This window comes from Streptomyces sp. YIM 130001 (assembly GCF_003574445.1).
Lineage (GTDB): Bacteria > Actinomycetota > Actinomycetes > Streptomycetales > Streptomycetaceae > Streptomyces.
Genome location: NZ_KZ984553.1, coordinates 175649 through 192890, shown reverse-complemented (window position 1 = coordinate 192890; position 17242 = coordinate 175649). Strand labels below are relative to the sequence as shown.

At 69.3% G+C, this 17242-nt stretch carries 13 protein-coding genes; 6 read left to right on the top strand and 7 right to left on the bottom strand.

The features are described from left to right. Nucleotides 1-83 precede the first annotated feature (83 nt). From DSC45_RS12745 to DSC45_RS12735, 3 genes are all read left to right on the top strand, one after another. Complete coding sequence (locus DSC45_RS12745) at nt 84-794, top strand: ANTAR domain-containing protein (RefSeq protein ID WP_119290254.1); 711 nt, start codon at nt 84-86, stop codon at nt 792-794. Between the two features lie 128 nt (nt 795-922). After that, a complete protein-coding gene (locus tag DSC45_RS12740; RefSeq protein WP_119290252.1) occupies nt 923-1651 on the top strand; it encodes a GAF and ANTAR domain-containing protein in 729 nt (242 codons plus the stop codon). A gap of 375 nt (nt 1652-2026) precedes the next feature. Further along, nucleotides 2027-2524: an SsgA family sporulation/cell division regulator gene (locus DSC45_RS12735; protein WP_162929204.1), complete on the top strand. Its 498-nt coding sequence runs from the start codon at nt 2027-2029 to the stop codon at nt 2522-2524. A gap of 87 nt (nt 2525-2611) precedes the next feature. Here DSC45_RS12735 and DSC45_RS12730 read toward each other — a convergent pair whose 3' ends face one another. The 5 genes from DSC45_RS12730 to DSC45_RS12710 form a co-directional block, all read right to left on the bottom strand. Further along, entirely contained in the window at nt 2612-3262 is a 651-nt protein-coding gene (locus DSC45_RS12730) for a GNAT family N-acetyltransferase (RefSeq protein ID WP_119290248.1), read from the bottom strand. Then, complete coding sequence (locus DSC45_RS12725; protein WP_240434605.1) at nt 3259-4455, bottom strand: ThiF family adenylyltransferase; 1197 nt, start codon at nt 4453-4455, stop codon at nt 3259-3261. The genes DSC45_RS12730 and DSC45_RS12725 overlap by 4 nt, the downstream gene beginning before the upstream one ends. Nucleotides 4456-4734: 279 nt before the next feature. Beyond that, a complete protein-coding gene (locus DSC45_RS35700) occupies nt 4735-6750 on the bottom strand; it encodes an ATP-binding protein (RefSeq protein WP_162929203.1) in 2016 nt (671 codons plus the stop codon). Nucleotides 6751-7298: 548 nt separating this feature from the next. Next, on the bottom strand, nt 7299-7763 hold the full coding sequence (locus DSC45_RS35695; protein WP_162929202.1) for a DUF5980 family protein: 465 nt from the start codon (nt 7761-7763) through the stop codon (nt 7299-7301). 350 nt (nt 7764-8113) lie between these two features. Then, nucleotides 8114-9640 carry a helix-turn-helix domain-containing protein gene (locus tag DSC45_RS12710; protein ID WP_119290244.1) on the bottom strand — a complete coding sequence of 509 codons (1527 nt, stop codon included), beginning with the start codon at nt 9638-9640 and terminating at the stop codon, nt 8114-8116. A gap of 312 nt (nt 9641-9952) precedes the next feature. Here DSC45_RS12710 and DSC45_RS35690 point away from each other — a divergent pair, with 312 nt between their 5' ends. The 3 genes from DSC45_RS35690 to acnA all read left to right on the top strand — a co-directional run bounded on the left by DSC45_RS35690 (nt 9953) and on the right by acnA (nt 14755). Beyond that, entirely contained in the window at nt 9953-10852 is a 900-nt protein-coding gene (locus tag DSC45_RS35690) for a choice-of-anchor A family protein (protein WP_205571316.1), read from the top strand. Further along, nucleotides 10819-11745 (top strand): SpaA isopeptide-forming pilin-related protein, encoded by a 927-nt coding sequence (locus DSC45_RS36085; protein WP_205571315.1) that lies wholly within the window; start codon nt 10819-10821, stop codon nt 11743-11745. Before DSC45_RS35690 ends, DSC45_RS36085 begins: the two co-directional genes overlap by 34 nt. A gap of 280 nt (nt 11746-12025) precedes the next feature. Continuing rightward, complete coding sequence (gene acnA, locus DSC45_RS12700) at nt 12026-14755, top strand: aconitate hydratase AcnA (RefSeq protein ID WP_119290243.1); 2730 nt, start codon at nt 12026-12028, stop codon at nt 14753-14755. 81 nt (nt 14756-14836) lie between these two features. Here the strand turns inward: acnA and DSC45_RS12695 are convergent, their stop codons facing one another. Both DSC45_RS12695 and DSC45_RS12690 read right to left on the bottom strand, forming a co-directional pair. Further along, nucleotides 14837-15232 carry a VOC family protein gene (locus tag DSC45_RS12695; protein WP_119290560.1) on the bottom strand — a complete coding sequence of 132 codons (396 nt, stop codon included), beginning with the start codon at nt 15230-15232 and terminating at the stop codon, nt 14837-14839. A gap of 152 nt (nt 15233-15384) precedes the next feature. Then, nucleotides 15385-17235, bottom strand: a complete 1851-nt coding sequence (locus DSC45_RS12690; RefSeq protein WP_240434604.1) for a VanW family protein — start codon at nt 17233-17235, stop codon at nt 15385-15387. Nucleotides 17236-17242: the final 7 nt, after the last annotated feature.

The window sequence follows — 17242 nt, the reverse complement described above, 5'->3', positions numbered from 1 at the left end:
ACCCGAAGAAGCTGGAGAAGTCGGGACGAGACGGCCCCTCCCGGGACGCACGACAGTCAGTCCGCTGAGATGGGGCGAGCCGAGTGGAGCACGATCGCAGGCTGCGCTTGTGGCACCAGATCGTGGACCGTGCGGAGGCCGGGCCCGTCACCTTGGCGCACGTATGCGCTGCGACGATCTCCGCGACCGGGGTGGATGCCGTCGCCGTCACCGCCACGACGGCGGGCGCGCAGCGCGAGACGCTCTACGCGAGCTCTCAGCTCGCCCTGGACGTGGAAGGGCTGACCGTCACGCTCGGTGAAGGGCCGGGAGTCGACGGTTACTCCGACGGTCCTTCCCTGGCTTCGGACCTCGCGGATGCCGACTGTCGGGTGCGCTGGCCGGTCTTTGCCCCGGCGGCTGTCGCAGCCGGGGTCTGCGCGCTGTTCGTCCTTCCACTGCAGGTGGGCGGCGTGAGCGTGGGCGTGATGTCCTTGTACCGGGCCGAGCCGGGGCCCTTGGGCCGTGAGCGGCTCGCTGACGCGCTGGTCCTGGCCGACACCGTGCTCGCCCTGATGCTCGACGAGGGCGCCGGCGAGCACGCCCGTCGGGACGGCAGCTGGGGCGAGCGCGGCGGGCTGCAGCATCCGGAGATTCACCAGGCGACGGGGATGGTCACCGTGCAGTTGGGTGTGTCCGCCTCGGTGGCGCTGGTGCGGTTGCGTGCCTACGCGTTCGCTCACGACCGTCGGCTGAGCGACGTGGGCAAGGATGTGGTGGCCAGGCGGCTGCGTTTCGGGGGGAGCGAGCCGTGAGCCGTCGCCTCGGTGGCGCCTGGTGAGGTGGCCGGAAGGCTACGGTGGTCGAAGGTGTTCGGAGTGGCAGTACTACGCGGTAGGGGAAAGCTCCGCTGCGGCGCCGAGTGAGGACGCGGGTGAGTGAGATGAAACAGGTGCGACTTACCGAGGTGTTCGTGGAGTTGGCGGACACCCTCGTGGACGACTTCGATCTTCTGGACTTTCTGCACGGGTTGACGGAGAAATGCGTGGAGGTCCTCGGAGTCGCCGCCGCCGGGCTCCTGCTCACCGACGAACGGGACCGGCTGCAGCTGGTGGCCGCGTCCACGGAGCGCACGCGACTTCTCGAGCTGTTCCAGCTGCAGACCGAGCAAGGGCCCTGTGTGGACTGTTTCCGCACGGGCGAACCCGTATCGGTCGCCGACCTGTCCGCCACCGACCGGTGGCCGCACTTCACCGAGGCCGCCGCCGAGGTGGGTTTCGCCTCTGTCCACGCCCTGCCCATGCGGCTGCGCGCCGAGGTCATCGGCGCGCTCAACCTCTTCCACGTCGAGCCCCACGTGCTGGACGAGGAGACCAGGCGGGTCGGGCAGGCGCTGGCCGACGTCGCCACCGTCGGCCTGCTCCAGCAGCGGGCCATCCGGCATCGTGACAGTCTCACCGAACAGCTGCAGACCGCCCTGAACAGCCGGATTCTGATCGAGCAGGCAAAGGGAGTGCTCGCGGAACGGCTCGGCCTGGATGTCGACGTCGCTTTCATGCGGATCCGCACTGAGGCCCGTACCAGGAACCTCCGTCTCGCCGACCTCGCCAGGGACATCGTCGAGGGCGGCGGCCAGGCTGCTCTCGCAGTGTCCGGTGATGCGTCCCCCTGACCCTCTGCGCGGCCGGTCCGCCACCCGTGCACCTTCTGGGGTGGGGTGACGTCTGTCGGTGAATCCGGACCGTTGTTTCCCCGAATCACTGCGGTTACGGTGGAGTTCAGTCGCTCCGGACCCCGGCGGCCTCTGTCAGAAGTACGACATGAGCACCCCGCACAGGACCGACGAACTCCACGTCCTTTCCCGAGGCTGCCGGCAGCGGTAATCGCTCGCGCCTTCCGGACCGGCGTGGTCCCAACCTTTCGTGCGGACCCGTACGTCCGGTGCTCGATGTCTCCGACCGGTCCGCAGACCCCCGTCAGCGACGACTGCGACAACTCGTTGGGCTCGCCGTTACGTGAGGTCGGGGTCTCAAGGGGTGCGACAAGGATGGCTGACGCCGACAACGGGCCGAACAGCAGCGACGTCTGGCAGGAACGTGCCTCTCCGGCGCCGCGAGCGACAGGCGAATGGCTGGTCAAGTTCATGCTGGCAGAGGGGTGGGCGGTGCCTATGCTCTCGCGTTTCACTTACTTGGCCGACGATCCGTACGCGGTGCACCTCGAATTCCACCTGGCGATGAAGAACCCGGTGCGCTGGGCCTTCGCCCGCGAAATCCTGATCGAGGGCGTGCTCCGCAGCACCGGGCGGGGGGATGTTCGGGCATGGCCCACTTACGAGGACACGCTCTGGCTCTGTCTCCACAACCTCGAAGGTGAGGCCCTGGTGGAGATGCCCATCGCCCCGCTGAACGACTGGCTGGAGCGCACCTACGAGCTGGTCAGTCCGGGGCAGGAGCACCGACATCAGGCGCTCGACGCCGACACGTGGTTGTGGCACCTGGTGAACGACAAGCGTCCCGACGGCGGCGAGGGGAAACACCGATGACCCCGGGCCCCTGAAGCCTCGAAGATGCGTCGACGATCCCGGCAGTCCGGCCGTCGGCGTCCTCGGGGCCGCGGCCCTGAAGGATCTTCACCTCGCGCCGGCCCGCTCGCCGAGCACGGGAGCGGACGCCGTGCCGGTCCTTGAGTCCGGCGGGGCGCCCTGGAGGATGGCGCGTTCGGCGCAGGTGGCCTGCGCGGCCCACTCGGGGGCCAGTGCCGCGTATGTCGTGACGTCGTGCCAGTGGCCCTGGGTGTGGAACAACTGGCGCAAGGTGGCCTCGGGGTGGAGGCCGGCGGCGAGCATGACGTGTTCCATACGGGTGTGGTCGGCGCGATGCCCGGCCCAGATGCGGTGCAGTCCCAGCGGGCCGAACCCGTACGCCATCAGGAGGCGTCCTGCCTCGTGGCCGTGACCGCTGACCGGGGCGTCGGGCAGGAGGACCAGACTGGTGAGCATGGCGTTGCGGCCGTACTCCTCGATGAGCAGGCCCATGGTGCCGACCATGGTGTCCTGCCCGGGCGGGCACACGGCCATGGTGTGCTTGCGCCGCGGATGGGTGTAGGGCTGGGCCAGGTGCTGGGCGAAGGCGTCCTGCGCCTGACGGGCGTCCATACGGTCGACGCCGAGGTAGCGGGTGAGCAGCCGGTGGGTCTGGATGCGCTCGAAGGGCGCCAGGTCGGTGACGCGCAGCTCGCGCAACCACAGGTGTTCGCCGTGCAGTTCGGGCAGCCGGTTCACCGCGCGGCTCCCGCCGTCGCGCGCCTCGGAGCCGCGGCGCAGTCCGCGGCGTCGGGGGTGCCGCGGGGAGCGATGAGGGCTTCGAGGTCCACGTAGTAGCGGCCGGATGCGACCGGGTCTCCGAGCAGGATCCGGCGTGCGGTGTCGGTGACCAGGGCACCGCCCAGCATGACCCCGCTGGCGAGTTGGGGCCAGCTGGACAGCGTGCTGCCGATACGGGAGAGGGCGTCGGTCATGGCCGCGCTCAGACGGCTCTCGTCACAGATGCGCAGCAGATGGGCGAGGGTGTCCGAGGGCGGGAGCCCTCGCACCTCGCGGGCGCTCAAGTCGCCCGCACGGCCGTGGAAGAGCGGCCGGTCCGGCTCGAGGTCGAAGCGCTCGACGTCGAGCAGGCCCCGATCGTTGGTGTCCATGAGGACAGGGACGCGGTGTCGGCGGGCGTGTTCGCGGGCGGCGGTCTTCACCCACGGGGCGTCGCACTCCTCCACGAGCAGATCGAGGGGACGCTCCGGGTCGTCGAAGAAGGACTCGATGGTGTGGTCGGTGAGCCCGTCGTGCCACAGCTCGATGTCGAGATAGGGATCGATCTCGTACATCTGCCGGGCGCACAGCACGGTCTTGGGCAGGCCGAGATCGTGGACCCCGGCGCGCAGCCGGTTGAGGTTGCTCAGGGAGAGGGTGTCGAAGTCGGCCAGGCGGAACGATCCTGCGATGCCTTCCATGGCGCAGGTGAGCGCGGCACTGTTGCCCACGGACAGGCCGACCACCGCGATCCGCCGCTCCAGCAGGCTCTGCTGCTGAGCGGCAGTGATCTTGTCGCGGTTGCGGTCGGTGCGCACCCGCCGGAACTGCTCGCGCGGCAACAGGTGCACCAGACGCCCCGACCACGGGTACCAGACCCACGTGCCGTAGTGGCCGGGCTCGACGCCGTCCGTCAGATCCTGCACAGCGTCGTCGAGCTCGTCCCCCGAGAGATCTTCACCCGGGCGCAGGCAGCGCGCGAGCTCCCCGAGTTGCTCGTCGATGTGGTCATGCACCTCCCGTACGGATCCGGAGGCGAGGAGCGCTTTGAGTGCGGCGCGGTCGTCGGGCTCGCAGGGGCGCAACAGGGCGGGACGGACGGCGGCCTGGTGCCCGGGGACGGGTGTGGTGAGGGGTCCGAACTCCGGAGCATCGCTGAACGAATTGATCACGATGCCGGAAGTTACCAGCGGCGGCTCTTGGAAAGCCCTTGCGGCAGGAGACGCGCCCGGTCGAATTCATGCGCGGACATTCACCACCGCGCGCCCCCTCAAGCCCCGCCCCCCAAGGGGCCTTTGGGGCGAAGGGGGCGCGCGCGACAAGTGATCTGCTTATCGGTTCGGGAGGGGAGCCCTTTGGAGGGACGGCCTGTTTGCCCATATGCCCATACGGTCTTCTGCCGGCGCGAGACAGCCTCTTCCCCGCCACTGAGCGATGCCCCCGCCTGTCCCCTACAGCGGAGCTTCACCACCCGCCGCCCAGGCCAGCACAGCAGCTGGATCCGTGTGGGCGGCTTGACTGTGGTAGGTGTCGTAGGCGCCGGCGCCGACCAGTTCGCGTGCGGTGTTCTCGCCGAACTCGCGCAGCGGCTGGACATCCGGCGCGCCGCGCTGGGGGTGGCCGACCGCTTCCCACAGCCGTTGCCCGCCTCCCGAGGCGAGTGCCGCGGAGCGGCCGTCGCCGCTGGCCGAGTACGAGGCGGCCAGCATGTCCAGGCCCAGGGCGATCCCGAAGGTGTCGCCGATCTGCTGCTTGGAGGTGAGCATCGAGCGGGCGTGCTCCAGTGCCGCTTCACCGTGCTGCTCCCGCAGCGCGATCACACACAGCTGGTAGTCGGTGTACGAGCGGATCCAGTGCTCGCCCATGGCCACGCACTCGGTGCGCAGGGCAGTAGCCGCTTCCTGGCTCTCCTCGAGGCGGCCGACGCCGGTCAGCGCGAACAGCCGTAGCATCCGGCACATCATCACCGCGTGCCCGGCCGGTGCCGCAGCACCGTCCTCATCGTGCGTGGCCTGCAGGGCGCCCTCCAGCAGATCGAGGGCCTGATCGGCGTTGCCCTGCAACAGGTCGCTCATGGCCTGCAGATAGGCGGCGCGCAGCAGTCCGGACGGGTCCTGGTCGCCGCGCGCCAGGGCCAGACACTGACGGGCGAGCTGGGTTCCAACGGCGTGGTTGCCCTGCAGCAGATGCGTCAACCCCAGTGCCCAGACGGCCCGTTGCCGTGTCGCCGCCTGCTGCCCGCTGTCACCGGCCTGCAGGGCACGGGCCAGATACTGCTGGGCGGTGTGGGCATGGCCGCAGCAGGTCCAGTAGAAGCCGGTCAGCGTGGCCAACTCGACGGCGTCGTCGACGTGGTGGTCCAGCAAGTAGTCCAGCGCCGCGCACAGATCGGGATGGGCCTCCTTGATCGTGCGGTACCAGCCGCTCTGCTCGGCGCTCGTCCACGTGGCGTCGGCCTGCCGCGCCAGCGCGAGGAAATGGGCGGCGTGCGCGGTGGCCATGCTGTCCAGTTCCCCGAGCTGCGTGAGCCACAGGCGCCCGTATTCGCGCACCGTGTCGAGCAGCAGATAGCGCTCGCCGCGGCGGGTGACCACCGACTTGTCCACAAGCCCGGCCAGCGCGTCCTCGACGTCACGCGCGGTCAGTGGGCCGCCGGCGCACAGCGCGGCCGCCATCGGCGCGTCGACGTGCCCGAGCACGATCGACAGCCTGGCCCAAAGCAGCCGCTCCTTGGGCGTGCACAGTTCGTGACTCCATCCCAGGGCGGTACGCAGCACCTCGTGCCGACGCGGCGTCGGGATGCGCACCGGGTCGGTCTCCTCGCGGTGCAGAGCGTGCCGCGGACGGTGCAGAAGCTCCGCGATACTGCTGTGGCGCAGCGCCCCGGCAGCCAACTCCAAGGCCAACGGCAGGCCGTCGAGATACGTGCACAGCTCGGTCACCTGGTTCAGTTCACCGGGTGGCGGCACCGCGCCCATCTGCTCCGCGCGCTGCAGGAAGAGTTCCGCGGCATCCGTCGCACACGGCAGCGGCTCGACCACCACCACATGCTCGCCGTCGAGGTGGAACACCTCCCGGCTGGTGGCCAGGATCGTCAGATGCGGGCACTCGGCGAGCAGGGTCTCCACCAGCCGCCGGCAGGCGGGCAGTACGTGCTCGCAGGAGTCGAGGACGATCAGCAGTTCGCGCTCGCCGATCCACTGAGCGATGACGTCCAACGGCATCCGTGGGGTGTGGTCGGACAACCCGCACGCGTCCGCGACCAGGGCCGCGAGCATCCGCTCGTCGGCCAGCTGCCACAGGTCGGCCCAGCAGCTCTCGTCACCGCTGGCGGCCCGTTCGCGCTCGACCACCTGCCGGGCCAGCCGGCTCTTGCCGACACCGGCGGTGCCCGTCAGCGTGATCAGCCGCTGCACCTTCAACGCACTCTGTAATTCGGCCAGTTCCTGATCCCGCCCGACGAACACGGCCCACGCTCCCCACCGTTACCAGGCCCTCGGTATCGCCGTAACGCCGTTCAGGCCTCATGGCGCGGACCCTCCGGGCTCGCGCGTCACAGCACATCCCGCCCCACCCCCGCGGGGCACACCGAGAACATTCTTTGGCAAGGCATCCTGGCACTCCCGCCCGGCCCACGAAAGTGTTCGAGACCCACGTTCAGGCCGACGGCAATTTCCTCGACCCTGGCGAGGGCTACCAGGGCGGCGCGTCCGAGCGGCTCGTCGGCGAACCGATCAGCAAGGACCGTGGGGACTTCGCCCTCGCCTCCGAGCACTCCGTCGGCCGAACACCGATCACGCCGATCTCTACTGGCCTCACGCCCACGATGCCGTCACCCCCATGGAGGAGATCCCGCGCGGTCTTGACGACCTCGTACGGGGCAGGGGCTGTTACGGCGCGGGCCGGCCGACTTCCCCGCCCGACGGGCCTCGCGCGGGCAGGCGATCACGGAGCAGCAGGGCCTCGGAGCCGTAGCCGCAGCCGGCGCCTCTGGTGAGGGTGCGTTCCGGTGTGGTCAGCAATCGGACCTGACGGAGATCCGGGCCGGACTGCTCTGGGTGTCCGTGCCGTCCGAGGCCACCAGCTTGATGTCGTACTCGCCGGCCGGGGTCGGCCCGATGGCCACGTGCACGAAGCCGTTGAACTCTCCGCTGTCGTTGAGTTCGCCGGGGTGTACTGTCCCGCCGCTGCTGGTCACGTTGGTGGGCAGGTCCTGGAGTTCGAGCTTGATGTCCTTCGTGGTGGATCCGGTGACCGGGGCGAGGAAGTAGAAGTTGTGGGGCCCGGTGTCCGGGCGGCTGCACACCTCCTGGTCCGACTGCTCCAGCGTCCAGGTGGCCGATGTGGCTGATGTGGCCGATGAAGATGCCGACGGCGAGGCCGGGGGTGCTCCCGAAGCCGACGAGACGCCGGTCAGTGCCAGCCCACCCGCCGCTGTCAGTGTGAGAACGATTCTGGCGCCGAAGCAGTGCCTGTTCATGAGGTGTCTCCCGGTGAGGGTGCTTAGGAGGTCACCTGTCTCCCGACACGTCTCTGATGGAGAGACCGGACCGTCAGGAGTTTCGCGCAGGTCCACACCGTGGACAAGGTGGAATCGAGCCGACCAACGGCCTCGACCAGCTGCCTCGGGCCGTCGAGCGCAAGTCCAGGCGGGTCTGGTACCGCCGGCGCGTGGCCGAGGGCCGCCTCACCGTCGCACGAGGCAGCGCACGCACAGCTCGCCGCCTGCTCAACGTCGCGGAGAAGCCGCGGAGAATCCCCGGAGCTGCCGCCGCACCCCGTGCGACCCGCTCAACGGCAGGTCGCACGGGGTGCGGCGGGATCGTCGCATCAGATGTCGCGGAACGTCTCGATCTGGGCGCCCACCGAGTTCAGGCGCTCGGCCAGGTCCTCGTAGCCGCGGTTGATGACGTAGACGTTGCGCAGCACCGAGGTGCCCTCGGCGGCCATCATGGCGAGCAGGATGACGACGGCGGGGCGCAGGGCCGGCGGGCACATCATCTCGGAGGCCCGCCACCGCGTCGGACCTTCGACCAACACCCGGTGAGGGTCCAGGAGTTGGAGCCGGCCGCCCAGGCGGTTGAGGTCGGTGAGATAGATCGCGCGGTTGTCGTAGACCCAGTCGTGGATCAGGGTCTGCCCCTGGGCGACGGCCGTGATGGCCGCGAAGAACGGCACGTTGTCGATGTTCAGGCCGGGGAACGGCATCGGGTGGATCTTGTCGATCGGTGCCTCGAGCTTGGACGGACGCACCGTCAGGTCGACCAGGCGGGTCCGGCCGTTGTCCGCCGGGTACTCCGCCGAGCGGTCGTGGTCGAGCCCCATCTCCTCGAGTACCGCCAGCTCGATCTCCAGGAACTCGATCGGCACGCGCCGCACGGTCAGTTCGGACTCGGTGACCACCGCGGCCGCCACCAGGCTCATCGCCTCGACCGGGTCCTCGGACGGCGAGTAGTCGACGTCGGTGTCGATGACCGGGACACCGTGCACGGTCAGGGTGGTGGTGCCGATGCCGTCCACCTGGACGCCGAGCGCCTCGAGGAAGAAGCACAGGTCCTGGACCATGTAGTTGGAGGAGGCGTTGCGGATGACGGTGACACCGTCGTGGCGCGCGGCAGCGAGCAGGGCGTTCTCGGTCACCGTGTCGCCGCGCTCGGTCAGCACGATGGGGCGGTCGGGCGAGGTCCGCTGGACCTCCGCGTGGTAGATCCCCTCGGTCGCGGTGACCTCGAGCCCGAAGCGGCGCAGCGCGATCATGTGCGGTTCGACGGTGCGCGTGCCGAGGTCGCAGCCGCCGGCGTACGGGAGCTTGAAGCGGTCCATCCGGTGCAGGAGCGGGCCGAGGAACATGATGATCGAGCGAGTGCGGCGCGCGGCCTCCTCGTCGATCGCGTCCAGATCGAGCTCGGCCGGCGGCACGATCTCCAGGTCCACTCCGTCGTTGATCCAACGGGTGCGTACGCCCACCGAGTTGAGCACCTCGAGGATCCGGAAGACCTCCTCGATACGGGCCACTCGGCGCAGTACGGTGCGGCCCTGGTTGAGCAGCGAGGCGCAGAGCAGTGCCACGCAGGCGTTCTTGCTGGTCTTCACGTCGATCGCGCCGGAGAGCCGGCGGCCGCCGACCACGCGCAGATGCATCGGGCCCGCGTAGCCCAGAGAGACGATCTCGCTGTCGAGCGCTTCACCGATTCGAGCGATCATCTCAAGGCTGATGTTTTGATTCCCGCGCTCGATGCGGTTCACCGCACTCTGGCTGGTGCCGAGCGCCTCGGCGAGCTGGGACTGTGTCCAGCCCCGGTGCTGACGGGCGTCGCGGATGAGCTTACCGATGCGTACGAGGTAGTCGTCTGCCATAGGTGCAGGCTATCTCAGATATGAGATGTCAACTTCTCGAGGGGTCTGGGGTGGGGCCATTAGGGGGATGACCCTGAGTGACCCGTGGCCGGAAAAGCGTGACGCTCGGTCGTGCAGGTGGAGTTGTGGATCCGCCTACGGGGCGGTGTCGGCGGGGATTTGCCGCGGTGCGGAGGGGGCGTCGGCGCGGCCGGAAAGCTGATCAAGCGTCAAGAAACGTTGAGGCACGTGGGGGTGACGGGGTGTCGGGCAAACGCACCAAGCGACGCGTCGTGCCCGGCATCGTCCTGGGCGCGCTCTGATCCTCGCGGCATGAAACCCATCACTCGACGCGTCACCACGTGGCGTGCCCGCGCCGGTTCCACCGGACTCGCCTGCGCGGTGCTGGCCGGCGTACTGCCGGTGCTCACCCTGGGCCTCGCCGCGGGGCCCGCGACCGCGGCGCCGCTGCCGGGCGGACTCGGCCCCTGCGTGCCCGGCGACTGTCCGGACCCGTTCCCGGGCATCAGCAACGGACCCATCGCCGGATACGACAACGGCATCAACATCTTCGTGGGCGAGGACTTCCTCGTGCGCGGTTCGGCGGCCGAGGCCGAGGGCCGCAGTGTCGTGCTCGGCGACTTCGACATGAACAAGGCCGCCGGCGTCAGCGGCGTCTACAACATCGGCCTCGCCGGCGTCGGGTCCCGCGTACCCCCGCCGGACGGCTCGGACTACTTGACCACCGGCGGGAACGTGGCGGTCGCGCCCGGCCAGACCCTGCTCGGCGAGGACGGAGTGGTCCGGCATGCCGGTTCGGTGTCCGGCGACGTCGACACCACGGTGACCGAGGACCCGGACGCCGCCACCCCCTACGCCGGACTGCGTGACGAACTCACCGAGGCGAGCCGGTGCTACGCACGCGCGAACGGTGAGTCCCGCCCCGCGACCGGCACGGCGGTCAACGAGGGGACGCAGACCCGCTTCACCGGCGACGGCGCCTCGTCGCTGCAGGTCTTCAACGTCGACTTCGACATGGTCGGCCCGAGCGGCGGCCAGCAGGGCGTCATCTTCGAGGGCATTCCCGACGGGGCGACCATCCTGGTCAACGTGCTCGGTGCGGACCGCGTCATCAACACCTACAGCGGCGGCATCGACGACAGCACCGACGCGCTCAACTCCTACCGCGACCGACTGCTGTGGACTTCCCGGATGCCACGACGGCCGAGCTGAAGGGCACCGGGCAGTTCCAGGGCAGTGTGCTGCTCGGTGAGCAGAGCTCGATGACGACGGTCAGCCTGCCGGGCATCAACGGCCGCTTCTTCACCACGGGCTCGATGACCCACGCCAGTGCGGCGTCCGGCGGCGGCGGTCAGGAGTTCCACAACTATCCGTTCAACGGCGACCTGCCGGAGTGCGGCAACGCCCCGCAGGGGCAGGGTGTGGTCCAGGTCGACAAGAAGGATGCCGACACCGGCGACCCGCTGCCCGGCGCCAGATTCGAGCTCTGGCGCGAGACCAACGGCGCCGACGGCCTGCAGACCGGGGGCTCCGCTCCCGACAGCCGGGTGGGCGACACCTGCACCACGGACGGCGACGGCGTCTGCGCCGAGGACGTGTCGCCGGGCTCCTACTACTGGCGCGAGACGGCCGCCCCCGACGGCTACGACCTGCCCGACCCGGCCGTTTTCGGTCCGCTCGTGATCACTTCCGAGGATCCGCAGGCCGGAGCCAGGATCACGGCCGAGAACCGCCCCGTCCGAGTCCCCAACGACCTCACCGGCTCCCTCGACCTGCTCAAGAAGGACGCCAGAACCGGAAAGCCGCTCGGCGGCGCGGTCTTCGAGCTCTGGCGCGAGACCAACGGCACCGAGGGCCTGCAGACCGGCGGTGCGGACCCGGACACCCGCACCCGCCAGGGGCGCGCCACCGACGCATCCGGCAAGTCGTCCTTCGCGGACCTGCCGCTCGGCGAGTACTACCTGCGCGAGACGGAGGTCCCGGAGGGTTACGTACTGCCGGACAACCCGGTCACCGGCCCGTACGCCGTCACAGCCGAGAACAGTGCGGACGGCGTCCCCGTCACCTTGAAGAACAAGAGGGGCGGGCCCGACAAGGGCAAGTAGCACCCGGCCGGCCACGCCACTGCCCGGTCACCCCAGGGGCATCTCCCGGCCGCGCCCGATGGGCGCCGGAGCGGGAGACTGGGGTGGCCGGGCATGACCGTGCCGCGGCGATGTACTAGAGTTATCTCGACATCGAGATATCTGCCGAGGGCGCATCGCACCGCCACCCGGTAAGGGTTACCTAACTAAGCCTTACCTTAGCGGATCGTTGCAACGCCGGGCGGCACCGCGCGGTGAAAACCGCACCAGAGGTACAGCGCGCAGAGATACGCGCACACGGATGAAGGAGACGGTCGTGTCGGCGAACAGCTTCGACGCCCGCAGCACGCTGCGCGTGGGCGACGAGTCGTACGAGATCTTCAGGCTGGACAAGGTCGAGGGCTCCGCACGCCTTCCCTACAGCCTCAAGGTCCTCCTGGAGAACCTGCTCCGTACCGAGGACGGCGCGAACATCACCGCCGACCACATCCGGGCTCTCGGCGGATGGGACTCGCAGGCCCAGCCCAACGAGGAGATCCAGTTCACGCCGGCCCGCGTGATCATGCAGGACTTCACCGGTGTGCCCTGCGTCGTCGACCTCGCCACCATGCGTGAGGCCGTCAAGGAGCTCGGCGGCGACGCGGCGAAGGTCAATCCGCTCTCCCCGGCAGAGCTGGTCATCGACCACTCCGTCATCGCCGACAAGTTCGGCACCAACGAGGCGTTCGCGCAGAACGTCGAGCTGGAGTACGGCCGCAACAAGGAGCGTTACCAGTTCCTGCGCTGGGGCCAGACCGCTTTCGACGACTTCAAGGTCGTCCCGCCCGGCACCGGCATCGTCCACCAGGTCAACATCGAGCACCTGGCCCGCACCGTCATGGTCCGCGGCGGCCAGGCGTACCCCGACACCCTGGTCGGCACCGACTCGCACACCACGATGGTCAACGGCCTCGGCGTGCTCGGCTGGGGCGTCGGTGGCATCGAGGCCGAGGCCGCGATGCTCGGCCAGCCGGTCTCGATGCTCATCCCGCGCGTCGTCGGCTTCAAGCTGACCGGTGAGCTGAAGGCCGGTACCACCGCCACCGACCTGGTCCTCACGATCACCGAGATGCTGCGCAAGCACGGCGTCGTCGGCAAGTTCGTCGAGTTCTACGGCGAGGGCGTCGCCGCCACCTCGCTGGCCAACCGCGCCACGATCGGCAACATGTCGCCGGAGTTCGGCTCCACCGCGGCCATCTTCCCGATCGACGACGAGACCCTGAAGTACCTGCGCCTGACCGGCCGCGACGAGCAGCAGGTCGCGCTCGTCGAGGCGTACGCCAAGGAGCAGGGCCTCTGGCTCGACCCGGCCGCCGAGCCCGATTTCTCCGAGAAGCTCGAGCTGGACCTCGCCACCGTCGTTCCGTCGATCGCCGGACCGAAGCGCCCGCAGGACCGCATCGTCCTCGCGAACGCCGCCGAGCAGTTCGCCGTGGACGTCCGCAACTACGTCGCCGACGACGAGGAGGCGGGCAAGGAGTCCTTCCCTGCCTCGGACGCCCCGGCCTCGGCCAACGGCATCCCGTCGAACCCGACCACGGTCACGGCCCCCGACGGCTCCTCCTACGAGCTCGACCACGGCGCCGTCACCGTCGCCGCGATCACCTCCTGCACCAACACCTCGAACCCGTACGTCATGGTCGCCGCCGCGCTGGTGGCCAAGAAGGCGGTCGAGCGTGGCCTGACCCGCAAGCCGTGGGTGAAGACGACCCTCGCCCCGGGCTCCAAGGTCGTCACCGACTATTTCGACAAGGCGGGCCTCACCCCGTACCTCGACAAGGTCGGCTTCAACCTGGTCGGCTACGGCTGCACCACCTGCATCGGCAACTCCGGCCCGCTGCCGGACGAGGTCTCCAAGGCCGTCAACGAGAACGACCTGGCCGTCACCTCGGTCCTCTCCGGCAACCGGAACTTCGAGGGCCGCATCAACCCCGACGTCAAGATGAACTACCTGGCGTCCCCGCCGCTGGTCGTCGCGTACGCCATCGCCGGTTCGATGAAGGTCAACATCACCAAGGACGCCCTCGGTGCCGACCAGGACGGCAAGCCGGTCTTCCTCGATGACATCTGGCCGACCGAGGCCGAGGTCAACGACGTCGTGGCGAACGCCATCGGCGAGGACATGTTCAACAAGTCCTACTCCGACGTCTTCGCGGGCGACGCCCAGTGGCAGGCGCTGCCGATCCCGACCGGCAACACCTTCGAGTGGGACAGCGAGTCCACCTACGTCCGCAAGCCCCCGTACTTCGAGGGCATGACGATGGAGACCACCCCGGTCGAGGACATCGCGGACGCCCGCGTACTCGCCAAGCTGGGCGACTCCGTCACCACCGACCACATCTCCCCGGCCGGTGCGATCAAGGCCGACACCCCGGCCGGCACGTACCTCACCGAGCACGGTGTGGAGCGTCGTGACTTCAACAGCTACGGCTCGCGCCGCGGCAACCACGAGGTCATGATCCGCGGCACGTTCGCCAACATCCGCCTGCGCAACCAGATCGCGCCGGGCACCGAGGGCGGCTTCACCCGCGACTTCACCCAGGCCGACAAGCCGGTGTCGTTCATCTATGACGCCTCGCGCAACTACATCGACCAGGGCATCCCGCTGGTCGTCCTCGCGGGCAAGGAGTACGGCTCCGGCTCGTCCCGCGACTGGGCCGCCAAGGGCACCGCGCTGCTCGGCGTCAGGGCCGTGATCGCCGAGTCCTACGAGCGCATCCACCGCTCGAACCTGATCGGCATGGGCGTGCTGCCGCTGCAGTACCCCGAGGGCCAGACCGCCGAGACGCTCGGCCTCACCGGTGAGGAGGCCTTCTCCTTCACCGGCGTCACCGAGCTGAACAACGGCACGACCCCGAGCACGGTCAAGGTCACCACCGACACGGGCGTGGAGTTCGACGCGGTCGTCCGCATCGACACCCCCGGCGAGGCGGACTACTACCGCAACGGCGGCATCATGCAGTACGTGCTCCGGTCGCTGATCCGCAAGTAGCCGACCCGGCACAGCAGTTGGGCCGCACCCCGCTTCTCCGCGGGGTGCGGCCCTTGCTGCGTGGTGAACCTCCGGCGGCGGCTACTTCTCGGTCGGCCAGCCGCCGTACGGGACGGTCAGGATCTCCATCGCGTGCCCGGACGGGTCGAGGAAGTAGACACCCTTGCCGCCGTCGTTGGTGTTGTACTCGCCCGGGTGCTGCTGGTGCGGGTCGGCCCAGTGCTGCAGACGGCGGTCCGAGATCTTCTGGTACGCGGCGTCGAAGACGTCCTCCGAGACGAGGAACGCGTAGTGCTGCAGCGGGGTGTTCCCGTCGGGCGGGGTGGCGAAGTCCAGCGTGACCCCGTTGTCGAGTACTACCGGGGTGAACGGGCCCCAGGGGGCGCCTACTTCGAGTCCGAGAAGCTCCGCGAAGAACTCCGCGGACTCCCGTGCGTCCTTCGACGCGATGATGGTGTGATTGAACTGCACTGACACGGTGAATGCCTCCAAAGGCAGACTCCGGCACCTCCATGCCTCACCCGGTCGGTGACCGGCACGCGATGCTGCCGTGGATCTTAGCTACAGCCGTGCGTGACTGTCGAGTGTCCTTCTGCTGCTGCGGGTGAGCCGCCCGCACCCTCGGAGGACTACTTGTCCACGCAGGTGATCTCGTCGCGCGGCGTGTAGTGCGTGTTGAAGGTTTCGCGGCGCACCTCGGCGCCGTCGTTCTGGAAGACGCGGTCGACCGAGACGTCGAAGCCCTCGTACGGCGTCTGCGGCTCGCACTTGTCGCCCTTGACCTCGTGCTTCGCGGGCTGCTTGATGTTGGTGCGCGGGCCCTTCTCCGCCTCGACGTTGTCGTACTTGCGGGTGCCGAGGAACGTCACCGTGACCGAGGTGTCCGTGGCGGTGGCCCGGATGTACATCGCGTGCCCGGAGTCGTTCTGGAAGCTCTGGTCGAGGCTGCCCCAGGCGACCGTGGCCTCCCGGCCCTCCGGATAGCGTTCGATGTAGAAGGAGTGCGCCCCGTACTCGACCGGCTTCACGCCGGCGAAGAACACGGCGTTGAAGACGGTGGTGGCCACCGAGGACACTCCGCCGCCGGCTGCCTCCTGGTACTTGCCGTCGAGGATCATCGTGCCGTCCACGAAGCCGTTCGCCTTGGTACGTTCCCCGACGGTCTTGTTGAAGCTCCAGGTCTCGCCCGGCATCACCAGGGATCCGTCGATCAGCTCCGCGGCCCGCCCGATGTTGGTGGTGCGGTACGGGGCGGCCGGGAAGTTCACCGTGAACGACGACATGACCTCCTTGATGCCGAGATCCTCCACCGACTCGGCGGTCAGCTTCGGCTTGACGGCCCGGGTCGCCACCGCTCCCGTGCGGTCCGCCTCGCCCTTGCCCGTGAGCAGCGGCATGACGGCCTTGTGCAGGTCCTTGGCGGAGACGCTGCGGCCCTCCTGCCCGTCGGAGGCGACGACGACCTGGTCGCCCTGCACGTCGAGCCGGGCCTCCTGCGGAGTGCCGGCCGCGCGGGCGAGCTGGTCGGCGAACGCCGGATCCGCGAGCAGTTTCCTGCCGTCCAGCTTCGGTACGAGACGCATGCCGTCGTCGGTGGCGGCAGCCTGCTGCGCGCCCGCAGGGTCCGCGGAGCCGCCCGGTTTCTCGCTCTTCTCGCTCTTCTGGGTCTTCTCGGCCTTCTGGGTCTTCTCGGCCTTCAGGGAAAGGTGCCGGCCCAGTGTCTCGGGGGAGACGGTGATCCGCTCCGCGCCGGTGGTCAGGGTGACCGGCGCGGACATCGCCGGCCGGGCGAACTCGTCCATGGCGCGGACGACTTCGGCCTGTGAGACGTCCGGCCGGGAGCGTTCCACCGGCAAGGTCACCGGCCGGTCGTCGGCCACCGGATATGCGTCGCGCAGGGCTTCGGCGCCGCCGTCCTCGTCCAGGCGCTGGCCGGTGCGGGCCTTGACCGCCTTCGCTTCGCCGTCACGGAAGGTGATCGAACCGTCACGCGGCTTGCGGTCGACGTCCTTCGCGGTCTTCTCCAGGGCCGCCCGGGTCTTCCCTTCGTCGACCTCGACCACGGGGTCGACCTGCCGGCCGTCGGAGTCCGTGAACAGGGAGCCGATCACCGAGAACGGGTTGCCGCTGTTCGTCCCGGCCCGGTCCACGGTCGCCGGTACGTCGACGGTCAGACCGGCCGCCGCGGGGGAGACCTCGGCGGTACGGTCGCCGGCCCGCAGGGAGAGGGGTGCGGACCAGTCGGCGCCCTTCTCCTTCGTCAGGCGCTCGCGCGCCTGGGCGGTGCTGAGGCCGCCGATGTCGACGCCCGCCACCTGGGTGCCCCGGGGTATCCCGTCGCCGGCCGTGAGCCGCCCGGCCAGGTAGAGGCCTCCGAAGGCGATCACCGCGGCGCCGGAGACGGCCAGTGCGATCCGTATTCGACGGCTGCCCAGAGCGGCGTCGTCCTGCCGCCCCGGGCTGTCGGCTGCGCCTGACAAAAGACCT